This window comes from Streptomyces sp. MCA2 (assembly GCF_023544705.1).
GTDB classification, from domain to species: Bacteria; Actinomycetota; Actinomycetes; order Streptomycetales; family Streptomycetaceae; genus Streptomyces; species Streptomyces decoyicus.
Map to the genome: position 1 here is coordinate 15,293 of NZ_JAMJFM010000071.1, position 17,704 is coordinate 32,996.

The window sequence follows — 17,704 nt, forward strand, 5'->3', positions numbered from 1 at the left end:
CCGTGCAGGCCGGCCTCAGACGTCGATGCGCTCCTTGGCCGCCGCCTCCGCCGCGGCCTGCTTCTTCGAGGCGCGCAGGCTGGTGATCGTGGTGACGACCAGCACCGCGCAGATGACGCCCAGCGAGACCGGAATGTCGATCTCCGGAACGGCCACCCCCGACTCGTGCAGGGCGTGCAGTACCAGCTTCACGCCGATGAAGCCCAGGATGACCGACAGGCCGTACGAGAGGTGGACCAGCTTCTTGAGCAGTCCGCCGATCAGGAAGTACAGCTGCCGCAGGCCCATCAGGGCGAAGGCATTGGCGGTGAAGACGATGTACGGGTCCTGGGTGAGGCCGAAGATCGCCGGGATGGAGTCCAGCGCGAAGAGGACGTCGGTGGTGCCGATCGCCAGCATGACGACCAGCATCGGCGTCATCAGCCGCTTGCCGTTCTCGACGATGAACAGCTTGGTCCCGTGGTACTTGTCGGTCGACGGGAAGCGCTTCTCGACCACCTTCAGGAAGCGGTTCTCCTCGTACTCCTCGTCCTCCGCCCCGGCGCGGGCGTCCTGGATGAGCTTCCACGCGGTCCAGATGAGGAACGCGCCGAAGAGGTAGAACACCCAGGAGAAGTTGGCGATGATCGCGGCGCCCGCGGCGATGAAGCCGGCCCGCAGCACCAGCGCGATCAGCACACCCACCATCAGCACCCGCTGCTGGTAGATCGTCGGGACCGCGAACTTCGCCATGATCAGTACGAAGACGAAGAGGTTGTCGACGCTCAGGGACTTCTCGGTGATGAATCCCGCGAAGAATTCACCGGCCGGCGCGGTGCCGGCGAACAGCAGCAGTCCGAGGCCGAAGAGCGCGGCGAGCGCGATCCAGACTCCGGTCCAGATTCCGGCCTCCTTGAGGGAGACCTCGTGTGGTTTGCGTCCGCCGATGAAGAAATCGGCGGCGATCAGGGCGCACAGACCAAGGATGGTCAGGACCCACAGCATCAGGGAAACGTCCACTGCTCCTCCGGCAGAGTCGTACGGCACTTACAGCGTCGTCGCTGCCGGAGGTCTCTTCCGCCCCGTTCCGCCCAATGGAGGAACGGGACCGACGCCCCGGGATCTCGTCACACTCGCAAATCCGTGATGACGGGTACGTCGTAGGGGGAATACTCCCCTCCGCACAAAGAAGCGTAAAGGAAGACCAATGAATAGTAAAGGAAAAGGTAAAGTGCCTGGTCAGGATGCCCGACGGGCGGCCGCGACCCGGCCCAGCACCTGGCGCACCACCTGACTGCCCTTCGGGGCGAGCAAGGGCTCGTACGTCCAGGCATGGCCGACCCAGGGGTCGGCGAGGTGGGCGTCGGCCACTGGCGTGATCCGCAGCAGGGAGCGCCACAGCGGGTCCAGGACCGGGCCGTACTCCCGGGACTGGGCACGGTCGGCGACCATCAGCAGATGCACCCCGACCGCCGGCCCCTCGTCGGCCAGGTAGCGGAGCTGGGTGAGGGCCCGGTCGTCGAAGCCGTGCGGGAAGTCATGCACGATCAGCAGCTGCTCGGCAGTGTCGAGATCCGGCGGGAGTGCGTCCCCGGCGCGATGGCGCACGGCCATCTGGACGAGGTCCACCCGGCGCGTCAGCGCCTCCAGCACCGTCGCCACGCCCTTGGCGCCGGGCACCGGGGCGGCGGGCAGCGCACCGCTCTCCACCAGCGGCGCGAGCGCCGACGCCGCGGTGCCGCCCGGGTCGATGACCTGGACCGCGAAATCACCCGCGGGGTGGATGGCGAGCATCCGGGCGGCGATCGCGACGGCCGTCTCCATCGCCAGGCGGCGCAGCCCGGCCTCGTCGGGCGGCCCGTCCGTGAGCGCGCTGCCCAGCTCACGCCGGGCGATGTCGCGGTCGGGATCGGGGCCGGCGCTCCCGGCGTAGGCATCGGGCCCGCTGTCGATCCACAGCCCGCGCTCCAGGGGGAGGCGTACGAGCATGGGAATGCGCAGGTGCAGGACCTCCGGGAGGTGCAGATCGCCCAGGCGCAGCGCCATCGGGCGCTCCAGCGGGATGTGGTGGCCCTGCCAGACGGGGTGGTCCCAGCGGGCGAAGGCGGGCGGCAGCGCGGGCTCCACGACGGCCGACTCGGCCGCGAGCTGGGCGAGGTCGCGGTCGAGGGCGGCGCGGGCCTGGGCGACGAGGGCGGCGTGCTTGTCACGGGCGGTGGCGCGGGCGGCATCGGCGGCCGTACCGAGGCGGTTGCGCGGGTCGGACAGGGCCTGGTCGAGCTCCTGCTCCAGGCGGGACTCCGCGAAGCCGGAGGCACTGCGGTAGGCCGCGACCGAGCGGGCCAGGTCCTCGAACATGCCCCAGACCTGGTTGTAGAGCCGCTCCTCCATGCTCCAGCCGGCGGCGTCGCCCGCCACGGGCAGCGAAGGCCCGTCGGGCGGTGCGGAGCTCCCGGCCGGTGCGGAGGCGCCCGCCGGGGCCGCGGGGGCCGGAGCGGGGGCGGTCGGCGCCTGGCCGGCCGGCGGAGGGGTGCTGCGGCGCTGCGGGTGCCGGTAGTCGATGGGGCCGCCGCCCACGGGGGCGGGCGCTACGTCTGCGGGCCGGGCCGCGGCTGCGGCCTTCGCTCCGGTGCCTGGTGCGGCTCCCGGCGCGGATGGCGCACCGTCAGATGCCGGAGGGTGCGCGGGGGACGGCCGGTCCGCGGCGGCCGGGCCGGCCCCGGCCCGTTCGGACCGGCCCGCCGCCACGGCGGGCGCCTGGACGGCGCGGGCCTGGCCATGGCTGATCGCTTCCTCGATCTGCGCGGCCAGCTCCGCCGCCTGCGGCAGGCCCTGATCGTGCAGCATCGCCGGGAGGCCGTCGGCGTAGCCCTGGCCCACGGCGCGCACCTTCCACGCGCCCTGCCTGCGGTAGAGCTCGACGGCGACGACGGCGGACTCGGCGCCCAGGCCGGTGACGGTGTAGCGGGCGATGCCCGTGCCGTCGAGGCCGGTGACCGTGACGGAGGGCGCGGCGGCCGACCCGAAGGTGCTCAGCGCGCCGATCCCGCGGGGCAGCGCCAGCAGCACGCTGACCCGGTGGACGTCGCCGGGCAGTGCGTCGAGATCGACCGCGATGCGGTGGTCGGCGGCCGCCTGGCGGGGAACCTCGATGCCGGGGCGCCGGGGCGCGCCCGGGTGGGCCACCGCCTCGGCACCGGCGAGCCGGCCCTGCTCGTCGCCGAGGGTGACCCCGGCCACGACGGGAGAGCCCGCCGTCACCCGGATCTCCACCCGTGCCCGGTCCAGTGGATGGTTCTGCCCCCGGACCAGCTCGGCCGTCATCGTTGTTCCCCCTGGTGATCGTGGCGTCCCGGGCCGGCCCCGGGCGCGGGCCCGGAGCGGCGGCGGCGCGGCCCGGTACGCGCTGCCGCGGTGGTGGTGGTTACAGGTGCGGCAGGATCGCCGGCACGAGGTCCTGGAACGTCCGGCCGACGGAGGGCTCGCCGATGGCGGTCATCTGCCAGCCGTTGCCCACGCGGTGCACCTTGGACATGACCTGCGCGGTGTAGTTGCCGCCGCCCGTGAGGGTGTAGCGGGCCAGCTCCTGGCCCGTGGCCTCGTCCACCAGGCGGCAGAAGGCGTCCTGCACCTCGGCGAAGGTCTGGCCGGTGAAGGAGTTGACGGTGAACACGATCTGGTCGATGTGCACCGGCACCCGCGCCAGGTCGACCAGGATCGCCTCGTCGTCGCCGCCCTGGCCCGCGCCGCCGACCAGGTTGTCGCCGGTGTGCCGGACCGCGCCGTCGTCGCTGACGAGGTGCTGGAAGAAGACGACATCTATGGGCTTCTTGTCGGCGAACAGCACCGCCGAGGCGTCGAGGTCGATCTCGCTGGTCCGCCTCCCGAACAGGCCCCGGCGCGGCGCCGAGCGCCATCCCAGCCCCATCCGCACCGACGTCAGGTTTCCTCCGTCGGACTTCTGGAGGCTGATGCCCTGACCCTTGGACAAATTGACCGACACGCGCCGTCCCCTCTCTGTACTGTCCCCGCCCAGCTTTCCGGCGGCCCCTTCGACCCTACGCACGACGGCGGGCCAGGGGCGCGCCGGACCCGCGTTTTGTGGCGCTTCTGCAACACACCGTGCACCGCTGGACAGACCCCGCTCACGTGCGGCGATGTCGTAACGGGGCGGGTGTGCCCCTCCCGGCGGGCGGCCGCGCACGGCCACCCGTACTCCCCCTCACTTCACACCGCTCCCCCTCACTTCACCCCGGCCTCCCTCATTTGCCGCAGCTCCTTCTTCAGTTCGCCGACCTCGTCGCGCAGCCGGGCGGCGACCTCGAACTGGAGCTCGGCCGCGGCGGCCCGCATCCGCTCCGTCATCTCCTCGATGAGCTCGGCCAGTTCGGCGGCGGGACGGTCCGTCAGCGTCGCGGCCGCCTTGCCGCCCTTGCCCTTCGCGGCCTTCCCGCCGAGCGCCGGGACCGGCGCCGTGCCCTGGGGCTCCTTGGCGTCGGAGCCCTTGCGGTACCCCGTGCCCAGCAGCTCCTGGGTGTCGATCGTCTCGCGGGCGATGGTGGCGACGATGTCGCCGATCTTCTTGCGGAGCGGCTGCGGATCGATGCCGTTCTCCTTGTTGTACGCCAGTTGCTTCTCCCGGCGGCGGTTGGTCTCGTCGATGGCCTTCTCCATCGCCGGGGTGACCTTGTCGGCGTACATGTGCACCTGTCCGGAGACGTTGCGCGCCGCGCGTCCGATGGTCTGGATGAGCGCCGAACCGGACCGCAGGAAGCCCTCCTTGTCGGCGTCCAGAATGGCCACCAGGGAGACCTCGGGGAGGTCGAGGCCCTCCCGCAGCAGGTTGATGCCCACCAGGACGTCGTACTCACCCGATCGCAGCTCACGCAGCAGCTCCACCCGGCGCAGGGTGTCCACGTCGCTGTGCAGATAGCGGACCTGGATACCGAGCTCGAGGAAGTAGTCCGTGAGGTCCTCGGCCATCTTCTTGGTGAGGGTGGTGACCAGGATGCGCTCGTTCTTCTCCGTGCGCGCACGGATCTCGTGCACCAGGTCGTCGATCTGCCCGTCGGTGGGCTTGACCACCACTTCCGGGTCGACCAGGCCGGTCGGGCGGATGATCTGCTCCACGAAGCCGTCGCCGCGGGAGAGCTCGTACTTCCCGGGGGTCGCGGACAGATAGACGGTCTGGCCGATGCGCCCCAGGAACTCTTCCCACTTCAGCGGCCGGTTGTCCATGGCGGAGGGCAGCCGGAAGCCGTGCTCGACGAGGGTCCGCTTGCGCGAGGCGTCGCCCTCGTACATGGCGCCGATCTGCGGGACGGTGACATGCGACTCGTCGATGACCAGGAGGAAGTCATCCGGGAAGTAGTCGAGGAGCGTGTTGGGCGCGGAGCCGGGCTCACGGTCGTCCATGTGCATCGAGTAGTTCTCGATGCCCGAGCAGGAGCCGATCTGGCGCATCATCTCGATGTCATAGGTGGTGCGCATCCGCAGCCGCTGGGCCTCCAGGTGCTTGCCCTGCTTCTCCATCGTGGCGAGGCTGTCGGCCAGCTCGGCCTCGATCCCGGCGATGGCCTTCTCCATCCGCTCCGGGCCGGCGATGTAGTGGCTGGCCGGGAAGATGTACAGCTGCTCGTCGTCGCTGATGACCTCGCCGGTGAGGGGGTGGAGGGTGGAGAGCGCCTCGATCTCGTCCCCGAACATCTCGATCCGCACGGCCAGCTCTTCGTAGACCGGGAAGATCTCGATGGTGTCGCCGCGCACCCGGAAGGTGCCCCGGGTGAAGGCCACGTCGTTCCGGGTGTACTGGATGTCGACGAAGCGGCGGAGCAGCTGGTCGCGGTCGATCTCGTCGCCGACCTTCAGCGGCACCATCCGGTCGACGTACTCCTGCGGCGTGCCCAGGCCGTAGATGCAGGACACTGAGGCGACCACGATGACGTCACGCCGGGTGAGCAGGGAGTTCGTCGCGGAGTGGCGCAGGCGTTCGACCTCCTCGTTGATGGAGGAGTCCTTTTCGATGTACGTATCGGACTGCGGGACGTACGCCTCGGGCTGGTAGTAGTCGTAGTAGGAGACGAAGTATTCGACGGCGTTGTTCGGCAGCAGCTCACGGAATTCGTTGGCGAGCTGGGCCGCGAGGGTCTTGTTGGGCGCCATGACGAGCGTCGGGCGTTGCAGCTTCTCGATCATCCACGCGGTGGTCGCCGACTTGCCGGTGCCGGTCGCGCCGAGCAGGACCACATCTTTTTCACCCCCGCGGATACGCCGCTCGAGTTCGGCGATGGCCGCCGGCTGGTCGCCATTGGGCTGGTAGGGGCTGACGACCTCGAAGGGCGCCACCGTGCGTTCGATGTTTGATACGGGCCGCATGGCATCAACCGTACGACTCGGCACTGACAACCGGCACGAACAGCGCTCCGACCTGCGGTTTCGTCGTCTTCGGCGCTCTCTGCGGGCGTCCCGCGGTGCCCGGCGGGCGCGGGGCGGCGGGGCGGCGGGCGGTGGGGAGGGCGAGCCGCGGCGGGGGCAGGGGCGCGAGGCAGCGGGCGACGGCGAGCGGCGGGGCGGCGGGGCGGTGTGGAACACCGAGGGCCATGACCCTCGCGCGCGGGCGACAGGCCGTGGCCGCCGAATACCGGGATGGCTGTCCGGCTCCCCGTCCGGATCCGGGTGCGTGAGCGCGGCGTGCTCGCGCGAAGTCGGCTGCGGCGGCGCGGCCTTGTGAGACCTCAGGCCAAAACCGGTCAGAAGCACGAGGGGTGACGCATCATCGGCCAAGATGCGCGGATGCCGTGGCTCCGGCAAGTTGGACGGCGGCGGAGCGTACGTCTGTGGCACGGCTAATCCGGGCATCCTGCAACTGCGTGCCGCTCCACAACGGAATACCGGTCACTTCTCGTTCAGCGCCCGGCCATCACACGACTGCCTCCTGCTACGGCCCGGCTGCGAGCCTCTGTCCGTCCGACCCGGTTCACGTCACTTCACGTCAGCTCACGTCCACGACGTCATGAGGAGCCCGTATGCGTATTCGCCCCGTCGCCACCGTTGTCGCCGGTGCGCTCATGGGTCTGTCCGCGCTCGTCCTCTCCACAACCGTCGCCCAGGCCGCACCGGACCGGCACACTCCGGTGACGGTCGCCCACCGCGGCGCCTCGTCGTACGCGCCCGAGAACACCCTCGCCTCGATCGACGCGGCCGAACGGCTCGGCTTCGAGTGGGTCGAGAACGACGTCCAGCGCACCAAGGACGGCGAGCTTGTCATCCTCCATGACAACTCGCTCGCCCGGACGACCGACGTGGAGCAGATCTTCCCCGGCCGCTCTCCGTGGAACGTATCGGACTTCACGCTCAACGAGATCGAGAAACTGGACGCGGGCAGCTGGTTCGGACCGAAGTTCCGCGGGGAGCGGGTGCCGACCCTCGAGGACTACATGGACGAGGTCGAGCACAACGACCAGAGTCTGCTGATGGAGCTGAAGTCTCCGGAGCTCTACCCCGGTATCGAGCTCCAGACCCTCAGGGAGCTGCGCCGCGCGGGCTGGCTGGACAACAGGCACGTCAAGCGCCGTCTGATCATCCAGAGCTTCAATGCCGACGCGATCAAGACCGTGCACAAACTGCGGCCGGACCTCAAGACGGGCTTCCTCGGCAACCCGTCCGTCGCCGACCTCCCGAAGTTCGCGAAGTACTGCGACCAGATCAACCCCGTCCACACGGCGGTCACCCCGGAGTACGTCGCCGCCGTGCACGGCCTGAAGGGTCCGCACCGCCGGCCGCTGGACCTGTACACCTGGACCGTCGACGACCCGGCGACCGCGGTCAAGGTCGCCGGTCTGGGCGTGGACGGCATCATCACCAACAAGCCCGACGTGGTGCGTGACGCGCTGGAGGACAGCGACGACTGAGGGCCAGGTCCGACGGGGAACGGGTGCCGGCGGCCTCCCGCCGGTCCGTTCCCCGTCGCCTTGTCAGTGGTGCGTCCTACCCTGATCAGGTGACGCATTCCGAGCAGGTTTCCCGACCGGCGGCGCCCCCGGACGCCACTCCGGAAGCGGCGGCCCGCCGCGACTGGGCCTGGAAGCGGCTGGCGACCCCCATCGGTCCGCTGCTGCTCGCCGCGACCCGCAAGGGCATGGTACGGGTCGTCTTCCATGCCGAGGAGCGGACGGCCCGCCGTGAGCTGACCCGTCTGGAGCAGTTCTTCGGCGGGGCGCCGCTCGCGTCGGTCCCTCACCTGGAGACGGCCACCGCCGAGCTCACCGCCTATTTCGCCGGGGAGCTGCACTCCTTCACCGTCCCCCTGGACTGGTCGCTGTCCTCCGGCTTCTCCGCACGGGTCCTGCATGCCCTGGCCGACGGCGTTCCCTACGGCAGCGTCGTCGGCTACCAGGACCTCGCCGACCGGGTCGGGGAACCGGGAGCCGCCCGTGCGGTGGGCGCCGCGATGGGCTCCAATCCACTGCCGGTCATCGTCCCCTGCCACCGTGTCGTGGCCAGTGACGGCGGCATCGGCGGCTTCGGCGGCGGACTGGAGACCAAGCGTCTGCTGCTGGCTCTCGAAGGTGTCCTGCCCGCTCCGCTCTTCTGACTCCCGCGACGGCTCCGCCCGTCGGCTCCCCCGTCGTCCACCCTCGCCGAGACCGGCCCCTACGAATGGCAGCGCCATGACCCGTCAGATCGCTCTGCTCCGCGGCATCAATGTCGGCGGCCACAACTCCTTCCCCAAGGCGAAGCAGCGGGAGCTGGCCGAGTCCCTGGGCTTCGAGGACGTCTCGGTCCTGCTCCAGACCGGCAATATCGTCTTCGCCGACCCGGGTACGCCGCCGCAGGAGACGGCCCGGGTGCTGCACGAGCGGATCGCCGCCGACCTCGGCCTGACGGTTCCGGTCCTCGTCCGGACCCGCGACGAGCTGGCCGCCACCGTCGCCGCGAACCCGTTTCCGCAGGCCGTACCGGAGCCCAGGAGCCTGCATGTCACGTTCCTGTCGGCGGTGCCGGCCGACACGTCCCGGCTGGACGCACTCGACCTGGACGCGTTCGCGCCCGACCAGTACCGGCTGATCGGGCGCGAACTCTATCTGTGGTGTCCCGACGGAATCGGCCGCTCCAAGCTGGCCGCGGCGGTGAGCCGTGCCCCGCTCGGGGTGACGGCCACCGCCCGTAACTGGAACACCGTCACCAAGCTCCTGGACCTGGCGGACGCCTGAGGTCCCGGCGCCGCGCCCGTCAGCGCCAGCCGTAGCGCTCGCGCAGCCGGTTGACCACCAGGTTGAAGCGGCCCCGGTCCAGCGCGCAGGCCTCGCGCCGCATCCCGGCCGGGTGCACCCTCAGCACCCGGTCCACGGCCACCCATGAGTCGCGGCCCGCGCGGTCCCACGGGCCGGTTCCGAGCGGCACCCATTCCCAGTCGTTGCTGTGCCGCTTGCTCGACAGCTGCACGGCCAGCAGCGTGCCGCCGGTCTCGCGGGCGACGACCAGCACGGGGCGGTCCTTGCCCCGGCCGTCGTTCTCCTCGTAGGGCACCCAGGTCCACACGATCTCTCCGGGGTCCGGGTCGCCGTCGGGGTCGGGCGCATAGGACATCTTGACGGTGCCGACGGAGCGCGGCCGGGCCTCCACGGTCGCGGTGGGCCCCTGGCTGCCGGGCAGCGCGGCGGGCTCGTCGGATGCGTTGAATGAAGTGGTCACGGGATCACGCTAACTTCCGTCCCCGGCGCGGCCACCAGCGGTCCGCGCCCGGCGGTCCCGGCTCGATTGTCAGTGGTCGGCCGTACGGTTTTTTCCAGCGGGGGACGGCCGTGGGGGCCGCCCGGGGGAGGGGATCGCCATGTCCGAGGCCACGACGTATCTGGAGCTGTCGCAAGAGGGCGGCGGCGCCCACAAGTTCTACGAGGTGACGGTGCAGGGCACGGTCGTCTCGGTGCGCTACGGACGCATCGGAGCGGGCGGCCAGCAGCAGACCTCGACGTTCCCGACACGGGAGAAGGCGCAGGCCGCGGCCGCCAGGAAGATCGGCGAGAAGGTCCGCAAGGGCTATGCGCCGGCGGTCCGGGGGCAGCGCACCGCCCGGCCGGTGACGCGGCGCCAGGTCGCCTCCGCGCCGTCGACGGCCCGTGCGGTCGCACCGGTGCTGTGGCGTTTCCGTACGGGGGCCGCCGCCTTCGGCATCCACATCGCGGAGGACCGCTGCTGGGTGGGCAACCAGAACGGCGATGTCCACACCCTCGGCCATGACGGCGAGGTGCTGGCGCGCTATCAGCTCCCCGACGGCGTCAAGTGCCTGGTGGCGGACGACTTCTGGATCTACGCGGGCTGCGACGACGGCACGGTCTACGACCTCTCCTCGAAGCTCCCCTTCGCCGCCTACGGCATCGCCCCCGACGTCGACATCTTCTGGCTGGACATCCGCGAGGGCATCCTCAATGTCGCCGACCGCAACGGCGGGCTGACGGTGATCGACCACGAGGACGAGTACCAGTGGTCGCGGCGCAGTGCGGGCGAGCACGCCTGGATGGTGCGGCGGGACGAACGCGCCGTCTACCACGGTCATCGCCGCGGCGTGACCGCCTACTCCGCCGACGGCAGCGGCGAGTTGTGGCACACCCCGACCACGGGTGCGGTGCTGTTCGGCTGGCAGGAGGACCACTCCGTCTACGCTGGCACCGACCGGCGCGTCGTCCAGCGGCTCACGAAGGACAGCGGCGCACTGGAGGCCACGTACCAGTGCGACACGGTCGTCTACTCCTGTGCCACGGCCCCCGGCGGCCGCTATGTCTTCGCCGGCGACTCGGCCTCCTCGGTGTACTGCTTCGCCGCCGACGGCACCCGCCTGTGGAAGCTGGGCACCGGCGGCGGATCGGCGCTGTCCATGCAGTACCTCGACGAGAAGCTGTACATGGTCACCACCGACGGCTCCCTGGTGTGTGTGGATGCGAGCGACGCGGCCGTGGCCGCCGCCAGGTCGGGCACGGTGCCGGTGGCCAGGGATGTGAAGTCGGCCGCCGCGCTGCCCACGTACACCCCGTCGGCCACGGTGCGGACGGTGACGTCGGCCGCCGCCTCGGGGGTCGTGGTGGAGTGCGTGCAGGAGAGCGGCCGGCTGCGGGTCCATGTCGTCTCCGACGGCTATGAACCGTCCTGGAACGTGCAGTTCCCGCGCCATATACGCCGGCCCGGTGCGCGGTATGTCGTCGATGAGCTCTCGGCGGCGGGCGGCTTCTACCGCGTCCGGGGCGAGATCCGGCAGCTCGTCTGAGGCCGGGGGCTCCGGCCGGGTCGGGGTGCTCCGGCCCGGTCGGGTGCTCAGCGGGCCGGGTGCTCAGGCCGGGCCGCTCCAGGCCGGCCGGCGGGGATCGTCGGCCCGTACGACCACATCCGCCGCCTCCTCGGGCCGGGTCTCGGCCTCGTAGCGCGCGAACGCGGGCAGCGTCCATTGCTCGTCCTGTGGGGTGCGGCGGGCGAGCGCGGCCGGCGACAGCTTCAGATGCACGGAGAGATCGAAGGGGAACCAGTGACCGAGCAGCAGGGGGCCGTGCAGCAGCAGGACGCCGCCGGGCGGCAGCTCCACGTACGCGCTGCGCGTCGCCCGGTCCGCCTCGGGGTCCCACAGATCCGGGAGCACCCGCCCGGTACCGCCCGGGTCCAGCGGCTGGAACACCTCGCGCCACAGGGCCTGCCGGTCGAACCACTCGTCGTGGTAGGCGTCGGGGTCCTCGCGGCCGTATTCGAGCCGCAGCGAGGCGGGGCGCAGAAAGCCGAAGGTGCCGGCCTGGTGCACCGCCCGCCCCCGGATCCGCAGCGCCTCGGCGAGCCGGCCGGCCAGCTCGCCGGGCGCGGCGGCGGGAGCCCCGTCGACGGCCACGCGCAGCCAGGGGCTCCCGTCCTTCGCCGTCATCGTGGCGAGGCGCCCGGCGAGCGCGTCGGTGAGCCGTTCCCAGGTGATCGCTTCGAGCCGCATCCCGCCCATTGTGCAGGCAGCCGTCCGTGCCGCCGCCTGTGCCCCACGGGAGAGGCGGGCCGGTTCAGGGCCCGGCAGGCGGCCGGGCGCCGCGGTTCAGGCCTGGTCCGCGGACGGGCGGGCGGCTCCGTAGCGGCTGAGTTCGGCCGCCGCCTCCTTCGTCGCCTCGATGACGCTGTAGGGGGCCACCGGCATCACGGACTTGAGCTGGAGAAGCAGGACGGCCCCCATGATGGAGCCGTCCCACATGATCGGTGCCGCGCAGGAGTTCCAGCCGGCCATGCACTCCTCGTAGCCGAGCGCATGGCCGAGGTCGCGTACCTCCGCGAGCGACGCCACCAGCGCCTCGTTGTCCCGGTAGACGCCCGGTCCCGCCTGGTCGGGTACGGGCTCGGCCAGCACCCGCTGCTGGAGTACCTCCGGCAGGTAGGCGAGGATCGTCCGCCCGGAGGCGCCGGTGCGCAGCGAACGCGTCACGGACAGCACATCGCGCGGCGTCATTCCGAGCTCCGCGAGATCGGAGTCGCCGACGGCCATGTCGACGCACTGCCGTTGCGCGCCGGAGAAGGGCGCCACCATGTAGAGGAACGCCAGCCCGCCGTCGGTGGCCATCCGCAGTTCGCGGAGCACCGTCTGCGAGGTGGCGCCGTCGAGGCGGTGGTCGAGCGCGGTGAAGGCGAGCTGGGCGGCCGAGGTCCGCAGCCGGTAGAGGCCGCGGTCCACCCGCTCGAAGATCCGCTGGTAGATGCCGGACTGGAGGATGCGGTAGACGACGGAGTCGTCCAGGCCGGTGAACTCGGCTATCTCACCGGGCCCATGGGCGGATCCCCCCAGCTCGGCGAAGGCCGTCTGGACGAGAAAGACCCGCTCGGCATGGCCGGATCCCGATGCCCGGGAGCCCGTGGACGACGCGCCCTTGGGCGCCTGGCGCGCCTTCTTGGTGCCCGCGGTACCCGACGCCACGCCGGTGGCGGGCGCGGCGGCCGAGGCCGGTGCTCCCGTGGCTGCGGTGCTGTTGCCCATGTGCTGTCTCCCCTGGCAGTGGTCCGCGCCCGAAGGCGCACGGCAGTTGCGCTGCGAGCCGGCACTCCCGCCGCCCGCGGTTCCCGGCGGCCGGCGGGGTGTGCTCCCGCAGCCGTGGTGCCCGTCCGGCTTCCCGGGCTACCGGAATTATCGGGCGGCGTCGAGGGCCAGTTTCCCGGCCTGGGTGCGTGCGGCCAGGTCGTGGTGTGCCCGTGCCGCCTCGCCGAGCGGATGAACCGCGCCGGTCAGCGGCTTGAGGGTGCCGTCGGCGACCGCGTCGAACAGCGCCCGCATCGACGTCGGCAGCGCCGTACGGTCCGCGTAGAGCTGCGGCAGCCAGAAGCCCGAGACGGTGATGCTCCGCTCCATCAGCGTCCGGGTCGGCACGCTCGCCAGCTCGCCCCCGGCGTACCCGTAGACGGCGAGCCGGCCGCGCGGCGCGACGGCGGCGAGGGTCTGCTCGAAGGTGACACCACCGGTCATCTCCAGCGCCGCCCCGACCGGGCCGCCGGCCGCTTCCAGGATGCGCTCGGTCAGATCCCCGGCGGTCGAGTCGATCACCGCGTGGGCGCCGAACTCCTCGGCCAGCTTGCGCTTTTCCGGGGAGCCCGCGAGGCCGATGACCTTGGCTCCGGCGCGCGCGGCGAGCTGGACGGCGAGCGAACCGACGCCCCCCGCCGCGGCCGGCACGACGACGGTCTCCCCCGCGGTGAGGCGCAGCGAGGTGAACAGCAGATGCCAGGCGCTGTTGCCCTGGAGCGCGAGCGCGACGGCCTGTTCGTCGCTGATGGTGTCGGGGACGTCCCAGGTGACGCGGCGGTGCAGCAGCGTCCGCTCCGCGTATCCCCCTCCGCGGCACAGCCCGACGACGCGCCGTCCGCCGTCCACCGTTCCCACGACCTCGTTCCCGGGTATGTACGGCAGCTCGACGGGCGCGAGGTAGGAGTCCCCCCGTGCGTGCACGTCCGCGTAGTTGATACCGGCCAGGGCCACCTCGACCAGCGCGTGGCCGCCGCGGGGCGCGGGCTCGGGGACGTCCTCGAGCCGCAGCACGTCCGGGCCGCCGAATTCTCGCATCACAATCGCGCGCACGACTCTCCCTCAGGTTCTCCGGTGCGGTGCCCGCACAGGGTAGGCACGTCGGTCATCTGCCCGCGGTTGCCCGGCTATTTCGCGCCAACCCTGCGGCGCTTCACCGCCCGCCGCCCCTCTCGTCACGAGAATTTCCGGGCTGCTTTCTCGCGTCGCGAGAAAGCTCCGCAGCGTTTTCCACCGCTTACGCCGTTTTGCAGCAGATCTACCCAGCGGTATCGCCGGGGTGGCTGCCATGCGTCTCTCGCTCAAACCCGGCTGTCGGATGTGATCGCCGCCGCCTACGATCCCGAACTGTGTCCGCCGTCGACCAGATGCGACGGCTGCGTCCCCCGGGGCAGCGCGCTTTGTGCGAGGCAGCTGCGCTCGCCCGCCCCACCCGGTGATACGGGCGGGTGGCGGAGGAGGACGTGGCGGTGCGCAGGGCGGGGCGGGCACGGCCTGAGGGGGAATCATGATGGGGAAATCGGGGGGCGGCAGGCCGGCGTTCGCGTCGGCCTGCCGGGACCCACAACGCGCACAACCGCTTCCACCGGCACCTCTGCGCATGCTGCGGACCGCTACCGCGTCCCTGCCGTCCTCGTTGACGGCTTCGTTCAGGGCTTCGTTCAGGGCTTCGTTCACGGCCTCGGTGACGGCTTCGCTCACGGCCGCCACCGGCGCCGTCATCGCCGCCGCACGCCGGCGTTCCCGACCGTATGCGGCACCGCCCTTTCTGGACGTGTCCCGCGCCCGCCGGGGATCCGTGCTCCGCCGCCGAGAGAGGGACTGCCCATGACCGGGTCGAGCACGACGAGCAGCGACGGGCTCCAGTTCACCCATCCCTACCTCGCCGTGGTGCTCGGCGGCGGCTTCACGGGCATGCTCGCCGCCGCGACACTGTCCGAACACGCCGACGTCATCGTCGTGGAGCGGGAACGGCTGCCGCGGACCCCCGCCCTCCCCACCGACCTCCCGCAGGCGCGGCATGCCCATCTGCTGACGGCGGACGGCGCCCGGCTGGTCGACGCCCTGTTGCCCGGGAGCGTCGACAGCTGGCTGGCCGAGGGCGCCCGCCGGGTGCCGCGACCGGCGGAGCTCACCGGCCGCCGCTCGAAGGGCTGGTCGGGGCGACGGGCCCGCAGGGAGTGTCTGATCGCCTGCTCCCGCGATCTGCTCGACCGGGTCATCCGCCGGCAGGTACCGGCCCTCCCCGGGGTGAGCGTCCTCGACGGCACCGAAGCGGCCGAGCTGACCGGCACCGCGGAACACATCACCGGGGTGCGTGTCCGCGACACCACCACCGGCGCGACCTACCTCCTGGACGCCGACCTCGTCATCGACGCCACCGGGCGGCACTCCGCCACCCAGGACCGGCTGGCCGCACTGGGACTGCCCACCGCGCGCGAAGACGTCTCGGACTCCGGGATCGTCTCGGCGACCCGTATCTTCCGTGCCCCGGTCGGCATGGAGGTCCCGGTGCTCACCACCCGTTCGGCGTTCACCGGCCCGGTTCCCGGCCCCTTCGCGTCGCGGCGCCCGGTTCCCGGGAAGACGGCGACGCTGGTCCCGATCGAGGGCGGACGCTGGCTGGTCACGCTCACCGGCGCCGGGGACGACCGGCCCTCCGAACACGCGGGCCGGTTCGTGCCGTTCGCCCGTCGCACGGGCAGCGCCGTCATCGGCGACCTCATCACCGACGCCGAGCCGCTGAGTGAGGTACGGCTGTCCCGCGACACGACCAGCAGGCGTCGGCGCTATGAGCAACTGCCGTCCTGGCCGACGGGATTCGTGGTCCTCGGCGGTGCCGTCGCCTCGCTCGCCCCCGACTGCGGTCAGGGCCTGTCCCTCGCCGCCCATGGTGCCGCCACGCTGCGCGGGGCGCTGCGGCGGCACGGGATGGACGATCCGGCACTCGCCCGCAAGGTGCAGCAGGCCATCGGGCGCCTCGTGCAGGAACCGTGGTCGCTGGCCGCCGGCACGGGCCTCCACTCCCCCACCGCGGGCCGGCCCGTCGTCAGCCGCGCCTACCTCGACGTGGTGACGCCCTCCGCTCCGAAAGCCCCGGCCCCGCGGATCGCCGCGGCGCTCGGCCTGCTCCGGGGTACGGCACGGATCCGCCCGGCGGCGAGTGGCACACCGGGCGGACCGGCCGCGCCGGAGGCGGCCCCGGCCCCTGTGCCGGCCACGACCGGCACGTCGTCGGCCGCAAGCCCGCGCCCCCCGGCAGCGACCGGTGCCGCCGCCCTCCCGGCGACACCTGCCGCCGCTCTCTCGGCCGCGCCGCCCGTTCCGGGACACCCCTCACCTCCGTCCCCGCACCCCGCCTCCGAACCCGCCCCCAGGCGCCTCCCGCGCCCGCTCGGCTTCGGCCCGACGGCACTGCGCCGCATCGGCGGGGCCGGCCGGCGGAAACCGGCCGACGACTGAGGTCCCGCCCGCCGGCCCGGCCCCGTCCCGGGTGAAAACCGGTCGCCCGGCGGCCCGGCCTCGCGCACAGTGGTGGCGGGGCGGCCGCGTCGGCGGCGCCCGACTGCTGGTGTGGAACGGGGAACGGGATGTCGACGCTGCGCGTCACGGTCGAGGAACTGACGGTTCATGAGCATCCGCATGCCGATGCGCTGGAACTCGCGCAGGTGGGTCTGTATCGCGCGGTGGTCGCCAAGGGCGTCTACCGCACCGGCGACCTCGCCGTGTACCTACCCGAACAGGCCGTCCTCCCCGAGGAGTTGGTGGCCGAGCTGGGGCTGTCGGGCAAGCTGGCCGGGTCCGCGGCCAACCGTGTCAAGGCGATCCGGCTGCGTGGCGAGCTGTCGCAGGGCATCGTCTGCCGTCCGAAGGCGCTGAACGGCGCGGATCTGGTGCGGGCGCACGCGGACGGTGCCGACCTCGCGGCGGAGCTGGGGGTCGTGAAGTGGGTGCCGCCGGTGCCGGTTTCGATGAGCGGGGAGGTCGAGGCGGCGCCCGGTCTTCTGCCGTGGATCGATATCGAGAACCTGAAGCGGTATCCGGCGGCGTTCTCCGAGGGCGAGCCGGTGGCGGTCACGGAGAAGGTGCACGGCACCGCGTGCTGTCTGACCTTCGGCGTCCGGGACGAGCACGTCCAGGTGACGTCCAAGGGGCTCGGTGCACAGCGGCTCGCGCTGGTCGAGGATCCGAAGAATCTGTACTGGCGGGCGGTGCGCGGTCATGACGTACCGCGGGTCGCGGCGGAGATCGCCGGGGAGCTGGGGGCGTCGCGGGTCGGCGTGTACGGCGAGGTGTACGGCGACGGCGTCCAGGATCTCGGCTACGGCGCGGACAGCCGGCGCGGCGAGCCGGCGTACGCGGTGTTCGATATCGCCGTGGACATCGGCGGACTGCTGCGGTGGCTGGATCCGCAGGAGCTGACGACGGTGCTGGACGGCAGGCTTCCGGTGGTGCCGACGCTGTACAGCGGCCCGTATGACGCGCGGCTGGTGATGGAGCTGGCCGAGGGCCGCGAGTCCCTGTCGGGACGTGCGGTCCACCTCCGGGAGGGGGTGGTCGTCCGTCCGCTCCAGGACCGCTACAGCGCGGAATTGGGCGGGCGGGCGATCGCGAAGGTGGTCAGCGGCGCGTATCTGACGCGCAAGGGCGGCACGGAGTACGAGTAGCCCGCCCCCGCACCGCGGCCCGTGGTGCGGCCCG

At 71.9% G+C, this 17,704-nt stretch carries 14 protein-coding genes; 6 read left to right on the forward strand and 8 right to left on the reverse strand.

Features of this window, described 5'->3' with window-relative positions; all coding sequences use genetic code 11:
* Positions 1–15: 15 nt before the first annotated feature.
* The 4 genes from M8I34_RS37185 to uvrB all read right to left on the reverse strand — a co-directional run bounded on the left by M8I34_RS37185 (position 16) and on the right by uvrB (position 6,354).
* Positions 16–999 carry a TerC family protein gene (locus M8I34_RS37185; RefSeq protein ID WP_250057331.1) on the reverse strand — a complete coding sequence of 328 codons (984 nt, stop codon included), beginning with the start codon at positions 997–999 and terminating at the stop codon, positions 16–18.
* 219 nt (positions 1,000–1,218) lie between these two features.
* Positions 1,219–3,303 (reverse strand): TerD family protein, encoded by a 2,085-nt coding sequence (locus M8I34_RS37190; protein WP_250057333.1) that lies wholly within the window; start codon positions 3,301–3,303, stop codon positions 1,219–1,221.
* Positions 3,304–3,403: 100 nt separating this feature from the next.
* Positions 3,404–3,982, reverse strand: a complete 579-nt coding sequence (locus M8I34_RS37195) for a TerD family protein (protein WP_030993064.1) — start codon at positions 3,980–3,982, stop codon at positions 3,404–3,406.
* A 239-nt stretch (positions 3,983–4,221) separates the two neighbouring features.
* Positions 4,222–6,354 (reverse strand): excinuclease ABC subunit UvrB, encoded by a 2,133-nt coding sequence (uvrB, locus tag M8I34_RS37205; protein WP_244415552.1) that lies wholly within the window; start codon positions 6,352–6,354, stop codon positions 4,222–4,224.
* A 650-nt stretch (positions 6,355–7,004) separates the two neighbouring features.
* Between uvrB and M8I34_RS37210 the strand changes: the two genes are divergently transcribed.
* The 3 genes from M8I34_RS37210 (at position 7,005) to M8I34_RS37220 (ending at position 9,191) form a co-directional block, all read left to right on the forward strand.
* Positions 7,005–7,889, forward strand: a complete 885-nt coding sequence (locus M8I34_RS37210; RefSeq protein WP_250057334.1) for a glycerophosphodiester phosphodiesterase family protein — start codon at positions 7,005–7,007, stop codon at positions 7,887–7,889.
* 89 nt (positions 7,890–7,978) lie between these two features.
* On the forward strand, positions 7,979–8,572 hold the full coding sequence (locus M8I34_RS37215) for a methylated-DNA--[protein]-cysteine S-methyltransferase (protein WP_250057335.1): 594 nt from the start codon (positions 7,979–7,981) through the stop codon (positions 8,570–8,572).
* Between the two features lie 76 nt (positions 8,573–8,648).
* Complete coding sequence (locus M8I34_RS37220; protein WP_250057336.1) at positions 8,649–9,191, forward strand: DUF1697 domain-containing protein; 543 nt, start codon at positions 8,649–8,651, stop codon at positions 9,189–9,191.
* A gap of 19 nt (positions 9,192–9,210) precedes the next feature.
* Here the strand turns inward: M8I34_RS37220 and M8I34_RS37225 are convergent, their stop codons facing one another.
* The gene (locus tag M8I34_RS37225; RefSeq protein WP_250057337.1) at positions 9,211–9,672 is read right to left on the reverse strand and encodes a type II toxin-antitoxin system PemK/MazF family toxin; all 462 of its coding nucleotides are present in this window, start codon (positions 9,670–9,672) and stop codon (positions 9,211–9,213) included.
* 139 nt (positions 9,673–9,811) lie between these two features.
* Here M8I34_RS37225 and M8I34_RS37230 point away from each other — a divergent pair, with 139 nt between their 5' ends.
* Positions 9,812–11,239 (forward strand): WGR domain-containing protein, encoded by a 1,428-nt coding sequence (locus M8I34_RS37230; RefSeq protein ID WP_250057338.1) that lies wholly within the window; start codon positions 9,812–9,814, stop codon positions 11,237–11,239.
* Between the two features lie 63 nt (positions 11,240–11,302).
* On the opposite strand, the gene M8I34_RS37235 is transcribed toward M8I34_RS37230, so the two are convergent.
* The 3 genes from M8I34_RS37235 to M8I34_RS37245 form a co-directional block, all read right to left on the reverse strand.
* A complete protein-coding gene (locus M8I34_RS37235; RefSeq protein ID WP_250057339.1) occupies positions 11,303–11,941 on the reverse strand; it encodes a uridine kinase in 639 nt (212 codons plus the stop codon).
* A 96-nt stretch (positions 11,942–12,037) separates the two neighbouring features.
* On the reverse strand, positions 12,038–12,964 hold the full coding sequence (locus M8I34_RS37240; RefSeq protein WP_250057341.1) for an IclR family transcriptional regulator C-terminal domain-containing protein: 927 nt from the start codon (positions 12,962–12,964) through the stop codon (positions 12,038–12,040).
* A gap of 147 nt (positions 12,965–13,111) precedes the next feature.
* Positions 13,112–14,056 (reverse strand): zinc-binding dehydrogenase, encoded by a 945-nt coding sequence (locus tag M8I34_RS37245; RefSeq protein WP_250057343.1) that lies wholly within the window; start codon positions 14,054–14,056, stop codon positions 13,112–13,114.
* A gap of 774 nt (positions 14,057–14,830) precedes the next feature.
* Here M8I34_RS37245 and M8I34_RS37250 point away from each other — a divergent pair.
* Both M8I34_RS37250 and M8I34_RS37255 read left to right on the forward strand, forming a co-directional pair.
* The gene (locus M8I34_RS37250) at positions 14,831–16,465 is read left to right on the forward strand and encodes an NAD(P)/FAD-dependent oxidoreductase (protein ID WP_250057344.1); all 1,635 of its coding nucleotides are present in this window, start codon (positions 14,831–14,833) and stop codon (positions 16,463–16,465) included.
* A gap of 128 nt (positions 16,466–16,593) precedes the next feature.
* On the forward strand, positions 16,594–17,670 hold the full coding sequence (locus tag M8I34_RS37255) for an RNA ligase (ATP) (protein ID WP_250057346.1): 1,077 nt from the start codon (positions 16,594–16,596) through the stop codon (positions 17,668–17,670).
* Positions 17,671–17,704 lie beyond the last annotated feature (34 nt).

Bases quoted from the DNA above. Each gene is read 5' to 3' on its own strand.
- M8I34_RS37210 (WP_250057334.1), top strand. From the start codon at position 7,005: ATGCGTATTCGCCCCGTCGCCACCGTTGTCGCCGGTGCGCTCATGGGT.
- uvrB (WP_244415552.1), bottom strand. From the start codon at position 6,354: ATGCGGCCCGTATCAAACATCGAACGCACGGTGGCGCCCTTCGAGGTC.
- M8I34_RS37220 (WP_250057336.1), top strand. From the start codon at position 8,649: ATGACCCGTCAGATCGCTCTGCTCCGCGGCATCAATGTCGGCGGCCAC.
- M8I34_RS37240 (WP_250057341.1), bottom strand. From the start codon at position 12,964: ATGGGCAACAGCACCGCAGCCACGGGAGCACCGGCCTCGGCCGCCGCG.
- M8I34_RS37250 (WP_250057344.1), top strand. From the start codon at position 14,831: ATGACCGGGTCGAGCACGACGAGCAGCGACGGGCTCCAGTTCACCCAT.
- M8I34_RS37255 (WP_250057346.1), top strand. From the start codon at position 16,594: ATGTCGACGCTGCGCGTCACGGTCGAGGAACTGACGGTTCATGAGCAT.
- M8I34_RS37190 (WP_250057333.1), bottom strand. From the start codon at position 3,303: ATGACGGCCGAGCTGGTCCGGGGGCAGAACCATCCACTGGACCGGGCA.
- M8I34_RS37235 (WP_250057339.1), bottom strand. From the start codon at position 11,941: ATGCGGCTCGAAGCGATCACCTGGGAACGGCTCACCGACGCGCTCGCC.
- M8I34_RS37230 (WP_250057338.1), top strand. From the start codon at position 9,812: ATGTCCGAGGCCACGACGTATCTGGAGCTGTCGCAAGAGGGCGGCGGC.